This window comes from Croceicoccus marinus (assembly GCF_001661675.2).
GTDB lineage: Bacteria > Pseudomonadota > Alphaproteobacteria > Sphingomonadales > Sphingomonadaceae > Croceicoccus > Croceicoccus marinus.
Window position 1 is genome coordinate 2,714,434 of the sequence record NZ_CP019602.1, and the last position, 21,083, is coordinate 2,735,516.

Annotated in this window: 18 protein-coding genes; 4 read left to right on the forward strand and 14 right to left on the reverse strand. The window is 65.8% G+C overall.

The window, feature by feature from the left end; translation table 11 throughout:
• Positions 1–43 precede the first annotated feature (43 nt).
• The 3 genes from A9D14_RS12870 to A9D14_RS12880 all read left to right on the forward strand — a co-directional run bounded on the left by A9D14_RS12870 (position 44) and on the right by A9D14_RS12880 (position 4,353).
• Positions 44–1,291: a M20 metallopeptidase family protein gene (locus A9D14_RS12870; RefSeq protein WP_066847142.1), complete on the forward strand. Its 1,248-nt coding sequence runs from the start codon at positions 44–46 to the stop codon at positions 1,289–1,291.
• Positions 1,288–2,595, forward strand: coding sequence for a Zn-dependent hydrolase (locus A9D14_RS12875; protein ID WP_066847144.1), 1,308 nt, complete (start codon positions 1,288–1,290; stop codon positions 2,593–2,595). The genes A9D14_RS12870 and A9D14_RS12875 overlap by 4 nt, the downstream gene beginning before the upstream one ends.
• A gap of 195 nt (positions 2,596–2,790) precedes the next feature.
• Positions 2,791–4,353 (forward strand): YadA-like family protein, encoded by a 1,563-nt coding sequence (locus A9D14_RS12880; protein ID WP_066847147.1) that lies wholly within the window; start codon positions 2,791–2,793, stop codon positions 4,351–4,353.
• Positions 4,354–4,412: 59 nt separating this feature from the next.
• Here A9D14_RS12880 and A9D14_RS12885 read toward each other — a convergent pair whose 3' ends face one another.
• From A9D14_RS12885 to A9D14_RS12945, 14 genes are all read right to left on the reverse strand, one after another.
• Positions 4,413–5,651 (reverse strand): Nramp family divalent metal transporter, encoded by a 1,239-nt coding sequence (locus A9D14_RS12885; protein WP_066847149.1) that lies wholly within the window; start codon positions 5,649–5,651, stop codon positions 4,413–4,415.
• A 7-nt stretch (positions 5,652–5,658) separates the two neighbouring features.
• On the reverse strand, positions 5,659–7,596 hold the full coding sequence (gene asnB / locus A9D14_RS12890) for an asparagine synthase (glutamine-hydrolyzing) (RefSeq protein ID WP_066847151.1): 1,938 nt from the start codon (positions 7,594–7,596) through the stop codon (positions 5,659–5,661).
• A 30-nt stretch (positions 7,597–7,626) separates the two neighbouring features.
• Positions 7,627–8,724: an aspartate/ornithine carbamoyltransferase family protein gene (locus A9D14_RS12895; RefSeq protein WP_232468590.1), complete on the reverse strand. Its 1,098-nt coding sequence runs from the start codon at positions 8,722–8,724 to the stop codon at positions 7,627–7,629.
• Complete coding sequence (locus tag A9D14_RS20315) at positions 8,721–8,843, reverse strand: hypothetical protein (protein ID WP_269769211.1); 123 nt, start codon at positions 8,841–8,843, stop codon at positions 8,721–8,723. Before A9D14_RS20315 ends, A9D14_RS12895 begins: the two co-directional genes overlap by 4 nt.
• Positions 8,840–10,264, reverse strand: coding sequence for a sodium:solute symporter family protein (locus tag A9D14_RS12900; protein WP_066849173.1), 1,425 nt, complete (start codon positions 10,262–10,264; stop codon positions 8,840–8,842). Before A9D14_RS12900 ends, A9D14_RS20315 begins: the two co-directional genes overlap by 4 nt.
• Positions 10,257–10,667 (reverse strand): hypothetical protein, encoded by a 411-nt coding sequence (locus A9D14_RS12905; RefSeq protein ID WP_157668233.1) that lies wholly within the window; start codon positions 10,665–10,667, stop codon positions 10,257–10,259. Before A9D14_RS12905 ends, A9D14_RS12900 begins: the two co-directional genes overlap by 8 nt.
• 152 nt (positions 10,668–10,819) lie before the next feature.
• Positions 10,820–12,295: an NAD(P)(+) transhydrogenase (Re/Si-specific) subunit beta gene (locus tag A9D14_RS12910; protein ID WP_087910517.1), complete on the reverse strand. Its 1,476-nt coding sequence runs from the start codon at positions 12,293–12,295 to the stop codon at positions 10,820–10,822.
• Complete coding sequence (locus A9D14_RS12915) at positions 12,292–12,621, reverse strand: NAD(P) transhydrogenase subunit alpha part 2 (RefSeq protein WP_066847153.1); 330 nt, start codon at positions 12,619–12,621, stop codon at positions 12,292–12,294. The genes A9D14_RS12910 and A9D14_RS12915 overlap by 4 nt, the downstream gene beginning before the upstream one ends.
• Positions 12,622–12,635: 14 nt before the next feature.
• Positions 12,636–12,995: a PH domain-containing protein gene (locus A9D14_RS12920; RefSeq protein WP_066847155.1), complete on the reverse strand. Its 360-nt coding sequence runs from the start codon at positions 12,993–12,995 to the stop codon at positions 12,636–12,638.
• A 13-nt stretch (positions 12,996–13,008) separates the two neighbouring features.
• Positions 13,009–14,145: an NAD(P) transhydrogenase subunit alpha gene (locus tag A9D14_RS12925; RefSeq protein ID WP_066847157.1), complete on the reverse strand. Its 1,137-nt coding sequence runs from the start codon at positions 14,143–14,145 to the stop codon at positions 13,009–13,011.
• Between the two features lie 93 nt (positions 14,146–14,238).
• A complete protein-coding gene (locus tag A9D14_RS12930) occupies positions 14,239–14,889 on the reverse strand; it encodes a CoA transferase subunit B (protein WP_083987920.1) in 651 nt (216 codons plus the stop codon).
• Complete coding sequence (locus A9D14_RS12935) at positions 14,890–15,612, reverse strand: CoA transferase subunit A (protein ID WP_066847161.1); 723 nt, start codon at positions 15,610–15,612, stop codon at positions 14,890–14,892. It abuts the gene before it with no gap.
• A gap of 218 nt (positions 15,613–15,830) precedes the next feature.
• Positions 15,831–16,373 (reverse strand): molybdenum cofactor guanylyltransferase, encoded by a 543-nt coding sequence (mobA, locus tag A9D14_RS12940; protein WP_066847164.1) that lies wholly within the window; start codon positions 16,371–16,373, stop codon positions 15,831–15,833.
• A complete protein-coding gene (locus A9D14_RS12945; RefSeq protein WP_066847166.1) occupies positions 16,370–18,394 on the reverse strand; it encodes a transglycosylase domain-containing protein in 2,025 nt (674 codons plus the stop codon). The genes mobA and A9D14_RS12945 overlap by 4 nt, the downstream gene beginning before the upstream one ends.
• 241 nt (positions 18,395–18,635) lie before the next feature.
• Between A9D14_RS12945 and A9D14_RS12950 the strand changes: the two genes are divergently transcribed.
• On the forward strand, positions 18,636–21,044 hold the full coding sequence (locus A9D14_RS12950) for a DUF305 domain-containing protein (protein WP_066847168.1): 2,409 nt from the start codon (positions 18,636–18,638) through the stop codon (positions 21,042–21,044).
• The last annotated feature ends 39 nt before the right edge of the window (positions 21,045–21,083 follow it).

Here is a 21,083-nt window from a genome sequence, read left to right on the forward strand (position 1 = left end):
CGCCTCTTTGCCTGACCGGCAGGGAAGTGTTAGCCCTGTCGTCATGAACCTTCATGCGACTCCGCCCGGCGACATCGGCTCCTCGATTGCAGAGGCGGCCGAGGCGCTGGGCGACGAGATCGTGGCGCTGCGCCGCGCGATCCATGCCGATCCCGAACTGGGGCTGGAAACGCCGCGTACCCTGGCGAAAGTGAAGGACGCACTGGCGGACCTGCCGCTGGAATGGCGCGAAGGCCCGCAAACGACCGGCGCGGTCGCCGTGCTGAAAGGCCGCGGTCCCGCCACCGACAAAAGGCGCCGCGTGGTGCTGCGCGGCGACATGGACGCGCTGCCGCTGGCCGAGGAGACGGGCCTGCCCTTTGCCTCGCGGACCCAGGGCCGGATGCATGCCTGCGGCCATGACGGGCACACCGCCATGCTGGCCGGCGCGGCAAGGCTGCTGGCCGAACGCACGCAGGACTTCGATGGAGAGGTCTGGCTGATGTTCCAGCCGGGCGAGGAAGGCTTTGGCGGCGGGCGCATGATGGTCGAGGATGGCCTGCTCACCGATCGGCATGGCCCGCCCGACGCCTGTTTCGCCCTTCACGTCATGCCCAATGCCCGCCACGGCCAGATCGCCTGCATCCCCGGCCCGCTGATGGCGGCGTCGGACACGTTGCAGGTGGTGGTGAGGGGTTCGGGCGGCCATGCCTCAATGCCGCACGGCGCTGCCGATCCCATGCCCGTCGCGGCCGAGATCGTGACCGCGCTGCAAGCCATGGTGACGCGCCAGTTCGATGCGGGCGAGCCGGTCGTCGTCACCGTCACGAGGATCGAGGCCGGGCATGCCGACAATGTCATCGCCGATGCCTGCACCATGCGCGGAACGCTGCGCACCCTGTCGGACGAGACCCGAGCCCGACTGCCGCAAGCGATCGAGCGGCTGGCCACGAATATCGCCGCGGCCCACGGGCTGACCGCGGAGGTCACGGTCAAACCGGGCTTTCCCGTCACGGTCAACGATCCGCGCGCTTTCGCCCTCGCCCGCGAGGTTGCGGTCCGCGAATTCGGCGCGGACAGCTTCGAGACGCTGAAACGCCCGCTGATGACGGCGGAGGATTTCAGCTATGTATTGAACCATGCGCCCGGCGCGATGCTGTTCCTGGGCGTTGCGCGCGAAGGTGACGATTGGTCGCAGTGCTGCGGCCTGCATTCGCCGCGCATGCATATGGACGAGACTGCCCTGCCGCGCGGGGCCGCCTTGCTGGCGGCGCTGGGGCTGGCGGTCTTGCAGAAAGGCTTGCCCGCATGACGACTCCCCCCGGATCGAACCAGCCCCGGATCGACATCAAGCGGATCGAGGCGGACATCAATGCCATCGCCCGCTTCGGCTTCAACGAAGAGGATCGCGGCGTCTATCGCCAGGGCTTCTCGCCCGAGGACATGGCCGCGCGGCAATGGCTGCGCGACCGCATGGGCGAGCTGGGCCTCGATCACCGCATGGACGGCGCGGGCAATGTGATCGGGCGTTATGGCGCAGAGGGCGCCGGCGCCGACAAGCCCGCCATCGTGATCGCGTCGCATCTCGATTCGGTGCCGGCGGGCGGTATCTTCGATGGCGTGCTGGGCGTGGTTGCGGGACTGGAAGTGATCCGCACCATGCAGGACGCGGGGATCACGCCGAACTATCCGATCGAGGTGATCGCCACCAGCGAGGAGGAAGGCCGTTTCGGCGGCATGCTGGGCGCGCAGGCGCTGACCGGCAATCTCACCCGCGAATGGCTGGAAGGCGCGGCGGACGAACACGGGCTGGCGCTGAAGGACGCGATGGCCGACGCGGGGCTGGATTACCTGGAGGCGCTGCATGCCTATCGCCGCCCCGAAACGCTGCACGCGTTCCTGGAACTGCATGTCGAGCAGGGCCCGGTGCTCGACACCGAGAAGACCACCATCGGCGTGGTCGAGGGGATTTCGGGCGTGTTCAAATGGATGGTCAGGCTGAAGGGCAAGGCCGACCATGCGGGCACCGCGCCGATGCACCTGCGGTCCGACGCGCTGATGGGCATGGTCGATTTCGCGCACGAGATCCCGCGCATCATCGACGAGGAAGGCACCGACAAGAGCCGGATCACCATCGGCCATGTCGCGCTGAAACCCGGCTTCCCCCACACCGTGCCCGGCGAAGCCGAGTTCACCATCGTGGGCCGCGACCTCGACGAGGAGGTGATGACGCGCCTCGCCGACAGCTGCCGCAAGGTGCTGGAATCGATCTCGCGCCGTCATGGGCTGAAGTTCGACTACGAGCAGATGAGCTGGCTTGCGCCCGCCTATTGCGACGAGGGGATCGTCGCGCTGGTCGAGCGCAATGCGAAGGCGCTGGACTACAGCTACAAGATCATGCCCTCGGGCGCGGGGCACGATGTGCAGTTCTTCACCGCGTTAACCAGAACCGGCCTGATCTTCGTGCCCAGCGTCGGCGGGGTCAGCCATGCGCCGGACGAATGGACTCACTGGTCCGACATCGAACGCGGCGCACAGCTGCTGTGCAATTGCGTGCTCGAACTGGCATGCGCTTCGGAGCAAGTTACACCGCTAGAACAGTCGATTGCCCGCTGATCGGGCACGCCTTGCCGCAACGCAGCAAGCAAATTCGAGAATTCGTATCTCGAAAGGGGTGCTGGCCTTGCCTCGATTGATTTACGGGGGGATGAAGGGCGCCCCGGGGGCAGGCTTTTTGAAAGCAATATCTATCGAACGAAGTTAATTTCGATTTATCCCCTCGCCCCCATGTTTCTGCGAAGGGAAACTCGTATGACACAATTCGATCAGGCACGCCGTGCCGGCATGCTTGTTGGCACCGCTATCGCGGCATTCACCGTCCTCGCCCTCCCCCAGAGCGCCATGGCCGAGGAATGCGTCATGGAGGACGCGGGCACCTCGACCCAAAGCACGCAGGGGGCAAGCAGCGCGAATGCAACCGCCACCGCCTGCGGGACCGAGGCGACGGCCAGCAGCAGCAACAGCACCGCAGTCGGCTATCAGGCAAAGGCCTCGCTCAATAGCGCGACCGTGGCCACGGGTTTCACCGATGGTGCAGTGGCTTTTGGCGCGCGCGCGGTGTCGGTCGGCTATGACACGATCGCGCTGGGCAACGATGCCCGCGTCGGCACGGTCGATTCCACCGACGGCACGAACACCACCTATGGCTTTGCCGATTTCAGCACCGCGGTCGGCGCGGATTCGCGCATCAGCGCCGCGTTCGGCACCGCAATCGGCAAGGTCGCGACCGTTTCGGCGCAGGGCGGCAGCGCGATCGGCGCCTATGCCAGCGCATCTGGCGTGAACGGCATCGCATTCGGCACCGACGCCGATCTGAACGACGGCAGCCGCATGGGCGCCAGCGCATCGGGCGCCAATTCGATCGCGATCGGCACCAATGCCGCATCGGCCGGAAGCGCTTCGACGGCGATGGGCCAGGGCGCATCTGCCATGTCCGACAATTCCGTCGCGCTGGGCAGCGGCTCGTCAGTCCAGTCGGGTGCGGGATATGCGATGGCGCTGGGCTCGCGCTCGACCGCCAGCGCCGCGTTTTCCAGCGCGGTCGGCTATTCGGCATCGTCCAGCGGCGCGCGCTCGACGGCGGTCGGCAGCCTTGCGATGTCGAGCGGCGCCGATTCCACCGCGGTCGGCCGCGGCGCGATCTCGTCGGGCGGGCGGTCCAGCGCGTTCGGCTTCAAGGCGGTCACGCCCGGATCGTTCGCAGTGGCGCTGGGGACCGAGGCTTCGGCCAGCGGCACCTCGGCCACCGCGGTCGGCGGGTCGGCCAGCGCGGCCTTCGCCAATTCGACCGCCATCGGCTATCAGGCGCAGACGACCGACGTTAACCAGGTCACTGTCGGCGGCACGGGCTCCTCGGTCCGGGTGGGCGACATCGACGCCTCGACCTCGGCGCAGGAAGGGCAGCTTTATTCCGTGACAGTCGATAATGACGGCACGCTGGGCAAGGGCAGCGCGCTCGCCACCGGCCAGCAGGTCGCCTCGCTCGCCAGCAACATGCAGGCGATCGCGGCGGTCACCGATGCGCAGTTCTCGGCGCTGCAGGCGGATGTCGACACGCTGTCGTTCCAGCTCGACGACCTCGACGAAAGCACGCGCGGCGGCATTGCCTCCGCGATGGCGCTGGGCGGGCAGATGATCGTGCCCGACAGCACGATCTCGGTCTCGGGCAATGTCTCGACCTATCGCGGAGAGCAGGGCTTTGCCGGTACCGTCGCCGCGCGGGTCGCGCCCCGCATCTACGTGTCGGGCGGCCTTGCGGGTTCGACCGCGAAAAACTCGACCGGCGGACGCGTGGGCGTCGCGCTGGGCTTCTGATCCGGGCCAGGTCCGAAAGAGGGGGCGGGCGCTTTCACAAGCGCTCGCGCCTTCGCTTTTCAGGCTGCGAACAGGCTCCACAATTGCTGTCCGGCCAGCACGACGAACAGCAGCGCCGATCCCGCCAGCATCGCGTTCGACAGCCAGCCATTGCGCGCCTCCGCCGGCAGGTCCCGGCGGTTCAGCAGCAGCAACAGGGTCACCGCCAGGAACGGCATGAACAGCGCGCCGAACGCGCCATAGATCACCGCCAGCAGGAACGGCTGCTGCGCATAAAGCAGCAGCATCGGCGGAAAGGTCAGCCAGGCGGCATAGGCGCGAAACGGCGCGCTGCGTTCGGGCGGGCCTTCGGGCAGCGGCCGGTTGAAGAACTGCGCGTACCAGTCGGCGAAGAACAGGCTCATCCCGTGCCACACGCCCAGTACGGACGAGAATGCCGTCGCGGCGAAACCGATCAGGAAGGCAGCGGCGACTGGCTGGCCGAAGCGCGCGGCAAGCACGTTCGACAGGTCCAGCAGGCCCCGGTCCCCGCTCTGCAGCGCGATGCTGGCGGCATATAGCAGTTCGGCGCCCACGATCATCATGGCGACGACGAAGATGCCGGTCAGGATATAGGCGACCGCATTGTCGATCCGCATCATCGGCAGCCAGCCGGTGCCGTTCCAGCCCTTCGCCTGCGCCCAGTATCCATAGGCCGCGGTCGTCACCGTGCCGCCCACCCCGCCGATCAGCCCCAGCGTGTAGAACAGCGAATGGCCGGGCAGCGTCACCGCCAGCCCCGACAGCAGCATCGGCAGGTCGGGGGCGGCCAGCACGGCCAGGCTGACGATCACGACGAACATCACCGCAACCAGGATCTTGATCAGCCCTTCCAGCCGCTCATACCGGTTGAAGAATACGAAGGCGAAACCCGCCAGCCCGGTCAGGATCGCCCATCCGGTCAGCGGCAACACGGGAAACAGAGCGGCCAGCGGCAGCGCGGTGGCGCTCATCGCGGTGGCGCCATAGATGAAGCCCCAGATCACGACATAGATGCCGAAATACCAGCCGGTCCAGCGCCCCAGCGACTGCCAGCCCGCCAGAATCGTCGATCCGGTCGCAAGGTGATAGCGCGCCGATCCTTCGGACAGCGCGATCTTGACGATGCAGCCCAATATCGCCGCCCACAGCAGCGCATAGCCAAAGCGCGATCCCGCGATCAGCGTGGCGACCAGATCGCCCGCGCCCACGCCGGTGGCGGCCACGACGATGCCGGGGCCGATGTGACGCCAGAGGCTGCCCGACGGCTGCTCGCTCATGCCGCGGTCAGATCAGTTCCTCGATCGCGTGAAGCGCAATCGCGTGGTTCAGGATGATGTCCTTGCGCGTGTTCGCGGTGTGATCGTCCGACTGCTTGTATTCGGCAATGCTGGCGCGCAATTTATCCTCGTCGAAGATGCCGTGCTGGGCGATCCTGTCCGACGACAGCCATTTGTCCAGCAGCAGGTCGATCTCGCGCCCTTTCTCGTCGCTGGTGTGCGCGGGCGGGGCCATGAAGGCGAATTTCTCGCGCTTGTAGAGCACCTCGGGCAGCACGTGCTTCATCGCCTCGCGCACCACCCATTTCTCGATCCCGTCGCGGATGCGAACCGATGGCGGGATGCGCATGGCGAGCTCTGCGACATGATGGTCGAGGAAAGCGGGGCGCGATTCCAGGCTGTTCGCCATGTCCACACGGTCGCCGCCCCAGTTCAGGATCTGGCCTTCCAGCATGGTCTTGATCCAGCTGTACTGCACCTTGTCGAGCACATGCCGCCCGTCGAGCATCGACTTGTCGAGACTGTAGGCAATTGCCGCAACCGGATCGTAGCCATCGAGCTTTTCGACGAATTCGTCCGACAGCAGCGGCTTCACCCGTTCGTAGACCAGCATCCACGGCTGGATCCAGCTGGGGGTGAAACCCATCACCTCCTCGAACGCAGGATGGCTGATGGTCTCCTCCGCCAGCACCGATCCTGAGAAGATCTTGTTGCGCTCCTTCATCTCGGCCCCTGCGGCGGTTTCGGCGTAGGCGGGGTCGTGAAGGAAATAATCGGCCTTGAACTGGGCATAGCCGCCGAACAGCTCGTCGCTGCCCTCGCCCGTGATCACCACCTTGTAGCCGTTTTCGGTCACGTGCTTGGACATCAGCATCTTGGCGACGCCCAGCGTGTTGTAAAAGGTGCGTTCCGAATAATAGACCGCATCCTCGAAATTCTGGCCATAGAGATCGGCGGCGGACACGCGCAATATGCCCTGGTCCGCGCCGACCATCTCGGCCATTTCGGTCGCGATCGAGGTTTCGTCATAGCGCGCATCGTCAAAGCCGATGGTGAAGGCCTTGACCGGCGATTGCTGGATCGCCGCCGCCATGCCAAGGATCGAGCAGCTGTCGATGCCGCCGGACAGGTAGCAGGCGACCGGCACATCGGCCTCCAGCCGCAGGGCGATGGATTCGACCAAAGCCTTGCGGACATTCTCGATATGCTCTTCGTCGGGCAGGTCGTCATGCTCGCCGTCCAGCGGAAAGTCGGCGTCCCAATAGCGGCGCTCTTCCACCGCGAAGCCGTCGCCGTCGCGGCTGACGATCAGCATGTGGCCGGGCTTCACCGCCTCGATCCCCTTCCACAGCGTCATGCCGGGGACCATCACCTGCATCATCTGGTGTAATTGCGCGCGCGGATCGAGTTCGCGCGGGACATCGGGATGCGCCAGCATCGCCTTGATCTCGCTGCCCCAGAACACGCCCGCATCACCCACGTGGCAAAACAGCGGTCGAATACCGAACCTGTCGCGCACAAGGATCAGCTGCTGCTTCGCCTCGTCAAATATGGCGAAGGCGAATTCTCCGCGCAAATGGTGCACGAAATCAAGGCCGTGCTTGTGATAAAGCTTGATCGCCAGCTCACTGTCGGACTTGGTGTTGAAATCATAGCCATCGGTGCGCAGCAGGCCGCGGATGCGCTTGTAGTCGTAGAACTCGCCGTTCGCGGTCAGCACCATGCCGCCGGTGCCATCGCTGTCGCGGCCGAAGATCGGCTGGTCGCCCGCGTTCAGCCCGATGATCGACAGCCGCGTATGGATCATCGCCAGCGCATTGCGGTCATCGATGTGAAAGCCGCGCCCATCCGGCCCGCGGTGATAGAGCGCATCGGCCATCTTCTCGGCGCGGGCGACGGTTTCGGGGTGATGGGTGCGGGCCCACAGCCCGGCAATTCCGCACATCGGGGCGTTCCTTTACTTGATGAGTTCGCGTTACTTGATGAGTTCGCGGGGCACGATGTTGCGCACCCGCCCGAAAATGGCGAGCAGCAGCGCCTGGCGCAGCCAGACCGCGCCATCCGCCTGGTTGAAATAGAGATTGTGGTCGGTGTCATCGAGGCAGGTGCCAAGCTCGTCCCCGCGCGCCAGCGGATGCAGGATGACCGTGTCGGTCTTCAGCTGGCTTTGCGACGACAGCGAGAACTCGTCGCCGAAGAAGCGATATCCATCGCCCAGGAATGCAATGGCGTTCATGTAGATGACGTCGAGATATTCGAGGCTCTGCTTCAGGTTCCGGCTGAAATCGATGGTGATCGGGCTGGCATTGGTCAGCGCGCGCAACTCCGTGCCCAGCGGGTCCGCCATTTCCGAGAAGATGGTGATATGATTGATGTTCCTGTGGAACAGCAGCGCCAGCGTGAGGAAGCTCTTCACCGTGCGCATATTGCCCGGCGTGCCGATGATGCCGATGGTCAGGCGGAACTGTTCGGGCAAGGTGCCGAACGCCAGCTCAGGCCGCCATTTCATCAGCGCGTACCAGTCGGCCAGCGCCTGCGTCGGATGTTCGTCCGACCCGTTGCCGCCATTGATCAGCGGAACACGCATATATTCTGTCAGCTGCTGCAGCGCCTGCTGCTGCGTGTGCCGGACCACGACGATGTCGGCGTAGCTGTTGAACATCTGCCCGATGTCGCGCATCGATTCGCCCTTGGCGACGCCGGTGGTCTTGGCGTCGGCCACGCTCATCGTCTTGCCGCCGACGTGGAGCATCGCGCTTTCGAACGACAGGCGCGTTCGGGTGGACGGTTCGAAGAAGGCGGCGGCCATGATCTTGTCGTCCAGCGCATGGCCGGCGGGAAATTTGCGCAGCTGTAGACAGGCGGCCAGCTTCGACAATTCCTGCATCAGCGGCAGGTCGAACTGCGCCGCCGACAGGATCGAGCAATTATGCAGCCGGTCGAGCACGTCGAGATCGAGCTTTGGCGACATTGCGAGCAGATCGCGCGGGTCGGGGCAATTGCCCAGCACCCCGGCTTTGCGCTGTGGGTCGGCGCGGTGGTCGAGCTGGCTGGCGGATTGGATGTCGTTCACCAGATCGACCTCGCCTTGGCGTCGCGCAGAAGCATCGCCGCCAGCGCAAGCGCCGAAACCGCGCACCAGATCAGCGCGGTCCAGACCGCGAGTTCGAGGAATCCTGCAGAAAAGCTCATGAGTCCTCCTTCAACCGCGCCCAGTCGAACCGGTTCCTGTTCAGCATGCACGCCGCCAGCATCCAGGCCATGGACACCGCGGTCGCGATGGTGGTGGCGACGAACCAGCCGATGGTGAAATAGCAGACCAGCCCCGCGCCCGCGCCCAGCAGCATCGCGCCCAGCGCGCCCGCCGTATTGGCGCTGCGCCAGTATAGGCCGGTGATGATCGGGAAGATCATCGCCCCAACCAGCGGTCCGGCGAAGAACAGCACGCTGGCGAGCGTCCCGATGCGCGGCGCGCATAGCGCCCATGTCAGGACGCCCAGCGCCAGTGTGATCCACTGCGCCGCCGATTTCAGGGCCGCGGGCGATGCATTTGGGCGCAGCAGGCGGCGCCAGATATCCTCGGTCACAAGATCGCTGGTCGCGGCGAGCAGGCTGTCGATGCTGGAGGCGAGCGAGCAGAACACGATGATGAAGATGCCGATGGCCCCCGCCGTGCCCAGCACCTGCGCGATCACCAGCGGTCCGACCATGTCCGCGCTGGGCACCGCGACGCCCAGCGCGCCCGACGCCAGCGCGATGAAGCCCGCCGCCACGGGGATCGGCAGCCACACCAGCCCGCCGATGAAGAACGCCTTGCCGCCCAGGCCTTCGCGGAACGCAAAGGCGCGGCTCCACCAGACATTGTTGTGAAACACCTCGCCCAGGCCGAACAGCAGGTTGTTGAAGATCGCCATGATCGCGGCGGGGAACAATACGTCGAGCAGCGCGGGCTTGTTCGCGGACAGTTCGGCGTGGATTTCGCCCACCGACACCTGGCCGAGCACCGCGAATCCGGTGATGACGATGCCGATGAGGATGATCAGCGTCTGGATGAAATCGGTGCCGATCACCGCCCCCAGCCCGCCGCGCATCGTATAGAGCACGCAGACGCCGAGGATGACCGTCATCCCCCAGACGTAATCGATGCCCGCCAGCGCCTCCAGCAATATGCCGCCCGCCATTGCCATGCTGACCAGCCATGTCAGCGAATAGAACAGGGTGAAGACCAGGAACACCGCCCAGGTCGCGCGCCCGTATCGCAGGCGGAAGAAATCGCCGCTGGTATAGCCATGCGGCATCAGGGCGCGGATCCGCACCGCCAGCGGCGCGAACAGCATCAGCCCCAGCGAGGCGGTGGAATAGGCGATCATGCCCCACACCCCAAGCTCCAGCGCGAATTGCGGGGCGAGCATGGTGGTGTTCGACGTGATCCACGTTGCCGCCGCCGTCGCCGAACCCAGCGCCAGCCCGACATTGCGGCCCGCCAGCGCGTGATCCTCGAAGCTCTTGTTGCGGCGGCCCCAATAGATGCCAAGCCCGACCCACAGCACGCTGAACGCGGCCAAAAGGATCCAGCCCAAAGTTGGGTCGAGGAAGATCGTGCGCTCAGTCATGGCGCGCACCGCGCAGGATGATCCCCAGCACCATCAGGAACACGACCCCGCCCAGCAGGGTGAGCAGCAGGGCGCGCGTCAGCGACTGGTGCCGCACCTCCAGCTGGATGCTGTCGGTGACCGCGCCGCCTTCCGGCCCGATGGTCAGCGTGTAATGGCCATCGGAAAGGCCCGAGAGGAACAGCTGTTCGCCGCTGCCTTCGAACACCGCGCGCCAGGGCCCGCCCTCTCTGGCCATGGATATATGCACCGGACCGTCCGCCTGCCATGCCAGCGGGACCTGTCCGGTATCGCTGGTCCGCGGGACCTGTCCGGTATCGCTGGTCAGCGGGACATCGTCGCTGAAAGCCGGCTGGGCCGAGGCGGGCAGGGAAAAAGCAAGCAGGGAAGCGGCGAGCGGCACCAACCCTGGGCGGGCGGCGCTTGCCGTTCTGGTTGCCGCTTGTCCCGCGATGCCGTCTGCTCCGTCGCTTCGTAACGATTACGGCCTACCAAGCTTGGCCGGCAAGGGCCACCGGCGGCGGATATTTTATCCCGCCGCCGGTGCGCGCCGCATCAATCGACCAGCGACTTGTTGATTTCCTCGACCATCTTCTTGGCGTCGGACAGCAGCATCATCGTCTGGTCCATGTAGAACACGTCATTGTCGACACCGGCATAGCCGACGCCCCCCATCGAACGCTTGATGAAGAACACCTGCTTTGCCTTGCCCACGTCGAACACGGGCATGCCGAAGATGGGGCTGGACTTGTCGGTCTTGGCCGCCGGATTGACCACGTCGTTCGCGCCGATGACGAAGGCGACGTCGGTCTGCGCGAACTCGCCGTTGATGTCCTCCAGCTCGAACACCTCGTCATAGGGCACGTTGGCTTCGGCCAGCAGGACGTTCATGTGGCCGGGCATGCGGCCCGCGACCGGGTGAATGGCGTATTTGACCGTGACGCCCTTCTCCTTCAGCAGATCGCCCATCTCGCGCAGAACGTGCTGCGCCTGTGCGACCGCCATGCCGTAGCCGGGAATGATGATGACCTGTTCGGCCTGGCTCATCATGAAGGCCGCGTCCTCGGCGCTGCCGCGCTTCCACGGACGGTCGATCTTGACCGCGCCGTCGCCGCCGCCGGTGTCCTCGGCGCCAAAGCCGCCCGCGATCACGCTGATGAAGCTGCGGTTCATCGCCCGGCACATGATGTAGGACAGGATCGCGCCCGATGCGCCGACCAGCGCGCCGGTGATGATCATCGCGGTGTTGTGCAGGGTGAAACCCATGGCCGCCGCGGCCCAGCCCGAATAGCTGTTGAGCATCGAGACGACCACCGGCATGTCCGCCCCGCCGATCGGGATGATCAGCAGGAAACCGATGACGAAGGCCAGCACCAAGATGGTCCCGAACATCCATTCGGGCGCCGGGTCGGTCATCGCGAACAGCGCGGTCAGCACGATGATCGCGACCAGCGTGCCCAAGTTGATGACATGCCGCATCGGCAGCATGATCGGCGCTCCGCTCATGTTCCCGTTCAGCTTCAGGAAGGCGATGACCGAACCCGAAAAGGTGATCGCGCCGATCGCCGCGCCCAGCGCCATCTCGATCCGGCTGACCGGGCTGATGACCAGGGTTTCCAGGCCGGTCGGGTCGATATGCGAGACCAGGATGCCGAACGCGCCCGGATTGGCATAGGCCGCGCCCGCGACCAGCACGGCGGCAAGCCCGACTAGCGAGTGGAATGCGGCGACCAGCTGCGGCATCGCGGTCATCGCGATCTTGCGCGCGATCACGAAGCCGATCGTACCGCCGATGGCGATGGCGATGCCGATTTCGGGCAGGCTGGCGATGTCGTGGGTGATCAGCGTCGTCACCACCGCGATGGTCATGCCGATCATGCCATAGCGGTTGCCCGCCCGGCTGGTGGCGGGGCTCGACAGTCCGCGCAGTGCCAGGATGAAGCACACGCCAGCGACCAGATAGGCCAGCGCGACCCACGGATTCACACCGGTATCACTCGCACCGACGGCCAGAAGGTTCAGCATGCTCATGCCTCACCCCCTTCGGCCTTCCTAGGCGCGCCCAATTGTTTCTTGGCGGGTTCTTTCTTCTTGTACATCGCCAGCATGCGTTCGGTGACCGCGAAGCCGCCGAAGATGTTGACGCTGGCCAGCACGACGCCCAGCAGCCCCAGCCACTTGGCCGTTTCGCTGCCCGCTTCGGCGGCGGCGATCAGCGCGCCGACGATGATGACCGACGAGATCGCATTCGTCACCGCCATCAGCGGCGTGTGCAGCGCGGGCGTCACCGACCACACCACGTAATAGCCGACGAAGCACGCCAGCACGAAGATCGACAGGATCGCGATAAAGTCCATGTCCGTTGTCTCCTTCAGCGGTTCAGCTTGTCAGCAAACAGTCGCTGCAATCCGCCGACATCACTATCGCGTCCGATTTTGAATTGAATCGGGTTATGGCCAGAGAGAAAGATCTTTATCTCGGCGTCGAGATCGAAAGTACCCGCACTTTCAATCGCATAGGCATTGATCGCTCGATAGGGCACCGTCAGATACTGCTTCTTGCTTCCGGTCAGCCCTTGGACGTCCACGTAAATGACGCGCCAATCGGTAAACGCGATCCAATCGCGTATGGTCTTAAAGACCACCAGCACTTGCTCGCCTTCTACGAGGGCATGACCATGCTTTTCTGCAAATTCGTTCGCCGAAGCGGTTGTCGCATTCAAAATCCCCACGTCCGCTCTCCCCTTAGCCCGAAAGCCTTTCGTGCACGATCTTCCCGCCTTGCGTCAGGCGGATCGCGGTGCCGATCTCTTCGTCCAGCACCGGCCCGCCCGCATCCTTGTCCCAGAAGGCGGATACGAAATTGAACAGGTTGCGCGCGAACAACGCCGAAGCGTCGGCCGCCAGATGCGCGGGCGTGTTGGAAAAGCCGACGATCTTCACGCCGTGCTTCTCGACCGTCTGGTCGGGGATCGATCCCTCGACGTTGCCGCCCTGGGCCACCGCCAGGTCGAAGACCACGCTGCCCGGCTTCATCGTCGCGATCTGCGTGTCGGTGACCAGCCGCGGCGCCGCGCGGCCCGGGATCAGCGCGGTGGTGATCACGATGTCCTGCTTGGCGATATGGCTCGACACCAGTTCCGCCTGCGCGGCCTTGTATTCGTCGCTCATCTCGGTGGCATAGCCGCCGCTGCCTTCGCCCTCGATCCCCTCGACCTTTTCGACGAAGATCGGCTTGGCGCCCAGCGACTTGATCTGCTCTTTCGTGGCGCTGCGCACGTCGGTGGCGGATACCTGCGCGCCCAGCCGCTTGGCGGTGGCGATGGCCTGAAGCCCCGCGACGCCCACGCCCATCACGAAGACGCGCGCGGCTTGCACCGTGCCGGCCGCGGTCATCATCATCGGGAAGGCCCGGCCATAGATATTGGCACTGGCGATCACTGCCTTGTAACCGGACAGGTTAGACTGGCTGGACAGCACATCCATCGACTGCGCGCGGGTGATGCGCGGCATCAGTTCCATCGCCAGCGCTTCATAGCCCGCCGCGGCATAGGCGTCGGTGCGCGTGCGGTCGCGGAACGGGTCGAATACGGCAGCGACCTTGGCGCCCGGCTTTGCGCCCGAAAGCAAGGCCACGTCGGGCGCCTGCACGCCGAAAACCCAGTCGGCGTTCGCAATTGTGGCAGTCAGGTCGCCGACTTCGGCCCCGGCCTCGCGATAGGCCTCGTCGGTGATTGCGGCGGCAATACCAGCGCCGCTTTCCACCCGCACGGTCGCGCCAAGCCCGATCAGCTTCTTCGCGGTCTCCGGGCTCATCGCCACGCGGCTCTCGCCCTCGGCACGCTCTTTCAGCGCGGCGATGACGGGTCCAGCATTGTCCATGCCTTCCATCCCCCTCCGTCAGTTCGGGCCCCTGGCCTTGACTTGCCGCCATGGATGCCCGGGGGACGGCCCGCTGGCCACCCCCCATTTAGATCAGGTCACATAATGCGCAGTCGTCTTGTCCTTCACCTCGTCCGCGGTGACGCCGTCAGCCAGCTGGATCAGCCGGAACGGGCTGTCGTGATCAGGCCGCTGGAACACGGCGAGGTCGGTGATGATCATGTCGACCACGTTCGTCCCCGTCAGCGGCAGCGTGCATTCCGGGATGAACTTGGGCGATCCGTTCTTGCTGGTATGCTCCATCACCACGATGATCTTCTTGACGCCCGCGACAAGATCCATCGCGCCGCCCATGCCCTTGATCATCTTGCCGGGGATCATCCAGTTGGCGATGTCGCCGTTCTGGGCCACTTCCATCGCGCCCAGCACGGTCAGGTCGATATGCCCGCCGCGGATCATGCCGAAGCTGGTGGCGCTGTCGAAATAGGCGCTGCGGTCCAGTTCGCTGATCGTCTGCTTGCCGGCATTGATCAGGTCGGCATCCTCCTCGCCCTCATAGGGAAAGGGGCCGATGCCCAGCATGCCGTTTTCCGATTGCAGCGTCACTTCGACGCCGTCGGGAATGTGATTGGCGACCAGAGTCGGGATGCCGATGCCAAGGTTCACATAGAAACCGTCTTCCAGTTCCTGCGCCGCGCGCGCGGCCATCTGGTCTCTCGTCCACCCTTTTGCTTCCTGGGCCATTTACGCGGCCTCCCTCTTGCGAGTCGTCACGAATTCGATCTTCTTGTCATAGGGCGCGCCCACGATCATGCGCTGGACATAGACCCCGGGCAGATGGATGCAGTCGGGGTCGAGGCTGCCGTTCGGCACCACTTCCTCGACCTCCACCACGCACACCTTGCCGCAGGTGGCGGCAGGCACGTTGAAGTTGCGCGCGGTCTTGCGGAACACGACATTGCCGCTTTCGTCCGCCTTCCACGCCTTGACCAGCGACAGGTCGGCGAAGATCCCGCGTTCAAGGATGTAATCCTCCATCTGGCCATCGATGTTGGCGAAACTCTTCACCTCCTTGCCCTCGGCGACCTGGGTGCCGAAGCCGGTCTTCGTGTAGAAGCCGGGAATGCCCGCCCCGCCGGCGCGCATGCGTTCGGCCAGCGTGCCCTGCGGGCAGAACTCGACCTCAAGCTCTCCTGCCAGAAACTGGCGTTCGAATTCCTTGTTCTCGCCCACATAGGACGAGATCATCTTGCTCACCTGCTTGGTGCGCAGCAGCTTGCCGATGCCTTCGTTGTCGATACCCGCGTTGTTGGACGCGAAAGTCAGGTTCCTGACCCCGCTGTCGCGCACCGCGTCGAGCAGCCTTTCGGGAATGCCGCACAGGCCGAAACCGCCGCTGGCGATCAGCAGCCCGTCTTGCAGCAATCCATCAAGGGCGGCAGCAGCGTCAGGATAGAGTTTCTTCATGGCGCGAAATGCCCGTCTCCATTGTTCGGCCCCATCCTGTCCGGCCCGGACCCTGCATGGGGCAGGCCGTTGGCAGTGGGGCTTTATCGTTCTTTTCAGCTAGGCGCCCAAAGGCGCGTCCTGCGGCGAGTGCCGGCAGGCGATTGCCCGCCTTGCGCTATCTTGCGCGGGATGGCGCCATATCGCAAGCCCGGAACCGCGAAGCTCAGCCGGAAGGGCTAGAAAATATCACGGCCGAGCCGGGCAAGATCGCGGGGCCGGTTCACATTGGCGATGCCCGGCGGATCGGCCACGCGGCGCGCACCCAACCGGTCCAGCAATTCGGCAGGCTTGCGCCCGCCCCGCGTCACGTAATCGTCGATCTCGGCAGCCAGTTCGACTGGCCAGAAGGCGACCAGGAACTGCTGGTCGAAACAGGCCAGCGCATCGGTGCCCAGCCGCTGCACCAGATCGCCGGGCAGAGGCAGCACGTCGACCGGCACGCTCAGCACGCCGCGCAGGCCCGACGCCGCCGCCCGGTGCAGCGCCGCATTGATCCCGCCCATTGGGCCCAGACCCGGTTCGGGCCGGTCCTCGATCCGCTCGATCCCGGCATGGCCGCGCCCGCACAGCACCAGAGCGGCGACCTGCGGGCGCAGCGTGTCGATCGCGTGCCCGATCAGCGGCTTGCCCTGATAGAGCGCCAGCGCCTTGTCGCTGCCGAACCGGCGCGCCTGCCCGCCCGCGACGATCGCGCCCAGTATGGGGGCGCCCGCGGTCACGGATTGGCGCCCTCGGGTTCGGCTGGCTCGCCCGCCGCTTGCGGGCCGAATGGCGGTTCGTCGTCGCCGCCTTCGTCTGCGCCGGGAGGGGGCGGACCGGTGATGAAACCGCCGGGCGGGGGCGGCAGGTCTAATTCCAGCGGGACCAGCCCTTCCATCGCCGGGTCGATCAGCATGCCTTCGCCCTCGATGCCCTCCACCAGCGGCACATCCTCTTCTTCGGGCGCGATCGAGGCGGCGGGTGGCGGCGCGCGGCGCAGGCGAGCGGGATCGATCGGAAGCTCGACCTCTCCCAGATCGACATTGCGCATGAAATTGCGCCAGATCTGCGCGGGTGTCCCGCCGCCGCTATTGCCCGGAACGGGGGCATTGTCGTCGCGCCCGACCCAGACCGCGGTGACCAGATCGCCCGCGAAACCGATGAACAGCGCGTCGCGCCCTTCCTGCGAAGTGCCGGTCTTGCCGAAGGTCGGCGTACCCAGCGCAGCCGCGCGGCCCGTTCCATTGTTCGCCGCATGCCACAGCAGGTCGAGCATCGGCGCCCACTCGCTCTCAGGATCGAGCGCGCGGCCCGGCTGCGCGCCCTGCCCCTCGATCCCGTGGACCTCCACCGGATAGCGTCCGCCAGCAAAGGCGGCATAGGCGGCGACCATCTCCTTGAGCGTCACCGACCCCGAACCGAGCGCAAGGCTTGCATCGTCGGGCAGTTCGGCGGTCACGCCAAGGTCGCGCGCGGCTTCGCGCACATTGGCCAATCCCGCGCGGTCGGCGACGCGGACAGCCGCGGTATTGCTGGATATGGCGAAAGCCTCGCGCAGGCTCATTTCGCCGCGATAGCCGCGATAGCCGTTGCGCGGCTGCCAGCTGCCGATGCGGACCGGCGCGTCGGTGACCATGTCGCCGGGCTCCATCCCCTCGCGGATGGCGGCGAAATAATCGAACAGCTTGAAGGTCGATCCCGGCTGCCGTTCGGCCAGAGTGGCGCGGTTGAACCCCTCGGGCGTCCATTCCTTGCCGCCCACCATGGCGACCACGCGCCCGTCGGGCCGGATCGCCAGCAGCGCCACCTGCGACCCGCCCAGCCGCGCGCGGCGCACGGCCCGCTCCGCCGCCGACTGTATATCGGGGACCAGCGTCGTCTGTACCTCGCCCTCGAAATCCTCGGGCAGGTCGGCGGCCAGCCAGTCGATGAACCAGCCTGCCTGACCCGACGGTTCTTCCTCCGCGCCGATGTCGAGTTCCGGATCGGGCACGTCCTGCGCCTGCTGCCCAGTGATGAAGCCAGCTTCGGCCATGGCGTCCAGCACCACCTGCATGCGTTCGGCCGACGCTTCGTAATCCACCGTCGGTGCCAGCCGCGACGGGGCCTTGACCATGCCTGCCAGCATCGCTGCCTCGCCCAGCGAGAGTTCCTGCGGGGTCTTGCTGAAATAATGATGCGCGGCAGCGGTCAGCCCGGTCTGTCCCTCGCCGAAATAGCAGTTTTCCAGATAGCGCGAGAGGATCGTGTCCTTGCTGGCCCAGCTCTCGACCCAGTCGGCCAGCAGCATTTCCTGCACCTTGCGGGTCAGGGTGCGGTCCTGCGTGAAGAAGGCGTTCTTCACATATTGCTGGGTGATGGTCGATCCGCCCGCCACCACGCCGCCCGCCTGCAGATTGTCGAAGGTCGCGCGCGCCAGCCCGCGGAAATCGACACCGCCGTGATCGTAGAAACGCCGATCCTCGATCGCCAGGAACGCCTGCCGCACATGATCGGGCAGTGCCGCCGCATCGATTTTTGCCACCGGTCTTTCGCCGCGATGCGCCAGCAAGGTGCCATCCGCCGCCAGATAATCGACACCCGCGGGCCCGGGCGGGGCACCCACGCGCCACGGCGGCGCCATCCAGGCCTGCCAGCCGACCAGCAGCAGCAGCGCCGCGACCAGAACCAGCAGCCAGCGCGGCTGCGTGGACAGCCAGCGCAGCGGCCCCCCGCCGCGGCGCGGGGCAGAGGAAGATCCGGATACGGCGGTGCTGTTCATTCGGCCGGCTTGGTCGGACGCGACGAGGCAGTGCGGTTCATGGCAGCGGTGTTGAGCAGAATTCTTCGCCCTTGAACAGTTCCCAATGGCACAGTTGCCAAAGGCATGGCCCCCGCCGCTCGCCACTCCGCCCGCCGCAAGCTTCGCTCGGCGGGGCTTGACGGCTGCGGCCAATTCGGCAGTCTGTCCAACAAGTATCGCATGTAATCATTCCCCCCCCATGCTGACTGTCGGAGCGTCCATGACCACATCCTATCGCCGGTCCGTCCGGGTCTCCCTGCTTGCGCTTTCGGGCGCTCTCGCGCTGGCCCCGGGGCTGGCATGCGCGCAGGACGCGCCGCTGGTGCGCCCCGGCGCGCCGGGTCAGGCATCGACCGCGCTGTCGCCCGAACAGGCGATCGCGGTCGCGCAGGCCGGCTATTCGCCTGCCGACGTCCGCTTCATGCAGGACATGATCCATCATCATTACCAGGCGATCGAGATGGTGGAACTGGTGCGCGGACGCACCAATGACGAGGATCTGCTCAGCCTCGCTTCGCGCATAGAGGCGAGCCAGGACGACGAGATCGCGTTCATGCAGGGCTGGCTGACCGAGCGCGGCGAGACGGCGCCCGATCCCGCCACGCATGCCGGGATGGGCCACGGCCACGCGATGTCGGATCGGCGCAAGGCGATGTCGGGCATGGCGACGCCCGAACAGATGGCCGCTCTTGCGGCCGCGAAGGGCACCGAGTTCGACCGCCAGTTCCTGACGCTGATGATCGCGCATCACAATGGCGCGATCGAGATGGTGGACCATCTGCTGGATCAGTCGGGCAGCGCCTATGACCCGGTCCTGTTCAACTTCACCACCGACGTCACCACCGAGCAGCAGGCCGAGATCGACGGGATGGTCGGCGTGCTGGCGAAGCTGACCGACGATCCGCGCACCGGCCTGTCGGCAGGCTATGCCGACGCGGGCAAGTCAGCACGGAACATGGCCCTGGTCGGGGAACTGCGCAAACCGGCGGGCTTCTACGATCCGGCCAATCCGTCGAACCTGCCCCCCGCCATCCCCGCCGAGACCGAGAGCGAGGACCCGAGCTATGGCAAGCGGGGATCGCATCTCAGCTTCGCGAATACCGACATGGCGTTTCGCGGCGATCTGATGGTCGCGGGCAATTACCACGGGTTCAACATCTATCGCCTTGGCAGTGATGGCATGCCTGCGCTGGTCAGTTCGGTCGTGTGTCCGGGCGGGCAGGGCGACGTGTCGATCGTGGGCGACATGCTGATCATGTCGGTCGAACAGCGCAGCGCGCGCGTCGACTGCGGGCTGCAGGGCATCGACGAGGACGTCAGCAAGGACCGCATGCTGGGCCTGCGGATCTTCGACATCTCGAACCCCGCGCTGCCGCGGCAGACCGCCGTAGTGCAGAACTGCCGCGGATCGCACACCCATTCGGTCGTGAGCGGACCCGGACAAGGGGGCAGCGACGACAAGATCATCGTCTATGTCTCGGGCACCGGGGGCGTGCGCGACGAGGAGGAACTGGCCGGCTGCGTCGCCGGGCTTCCGGGGGACGAGAACAGCGCGCTGTTCAGCATCGACGTGGTCGAGATTCCCGTCGCCGATCCGTCACGGGCGCGCATCGTCGACAGCCCGCGCGTGTTCGCGGACACCGCCTCGGGCGAGATCGCGGGCCTGTGGCGCGGCGGCGATCACGGCGACGGCACGCAGGAGACGCGGACCACCGACCAGTGCCACGATATCACCGTCTTCCCCTCGCTCAACCTGGCGGCGGGGGCCTGTTCGGGCAATGGCATCATCCTCGACATCTCGGACCCGCTGAAGCCCAGGCGGATCGACGCGGTGACCGACAAGGGCTTCGCCTATTGGCATTCGGCCACCTTCAACAATCGCGGCGACAAGGTGGTCTTCACCGACGAATGGGGCGGCGGCATGCGCCCGCGCTGCCGCGTGTTCGACCCCGGCGACTGGGGCGCCGACGCGGTCTATGATATCAAGGACGGAAAGCTTGCCTATCGCAGCCATTACAAGCTTCCCGCCGCGCAGGGCGAGAAGGAGAACTGCGTCGCGCACAACGGCTCCATCGTGCCGGTGCCGGGCCGCGATATCTTTGCGCAGGCATGGTACCAGGGCGGGCTGTCGATCATGGATTTCACCGACAGCGCCAATCCGGTCGAGATCGCGCATTTCGACCGCGGCCCGGTGTCGGACGAGCATCAGATCCTGGGCGGATACTGGTCCACCTATTTCTACAAGGGCCATGTCTATGGGACCGAGATCGTGCGCGGCATCGACGTGCTGACGCTGGAGCCGAGCGATCATCTGACCCAGAACGAGATCGACGCCGCCGCGCTGGCGCAGGAAGTGAACGACACGTTCAACCCGCAGCAGCAGTTCCCCGTGCAATGGCCCGCCGATCCGGTGGTGGCGCTGGCCTATATCGACCAGCTGCGCCGCGCCGGCGTCGATGCGGCGCTGATCGATCCGCTGGCCGCCTCGCTGGAAGCGATGAAGGCCGGGTCGGGCAGCAAGGCCGCGGTGAAGAGCGCGGCGGCGCCGCTCGCCTCGGCCAATCTGGATCCCGCGCAGGGCTGGCGCAAGGATGCGCTGATAGAGGTGATCGGCGAGCTGACCGCCTGAGGATGATCGCGCGGGGCGGGCGCGGTGCCCGGCCCCGCC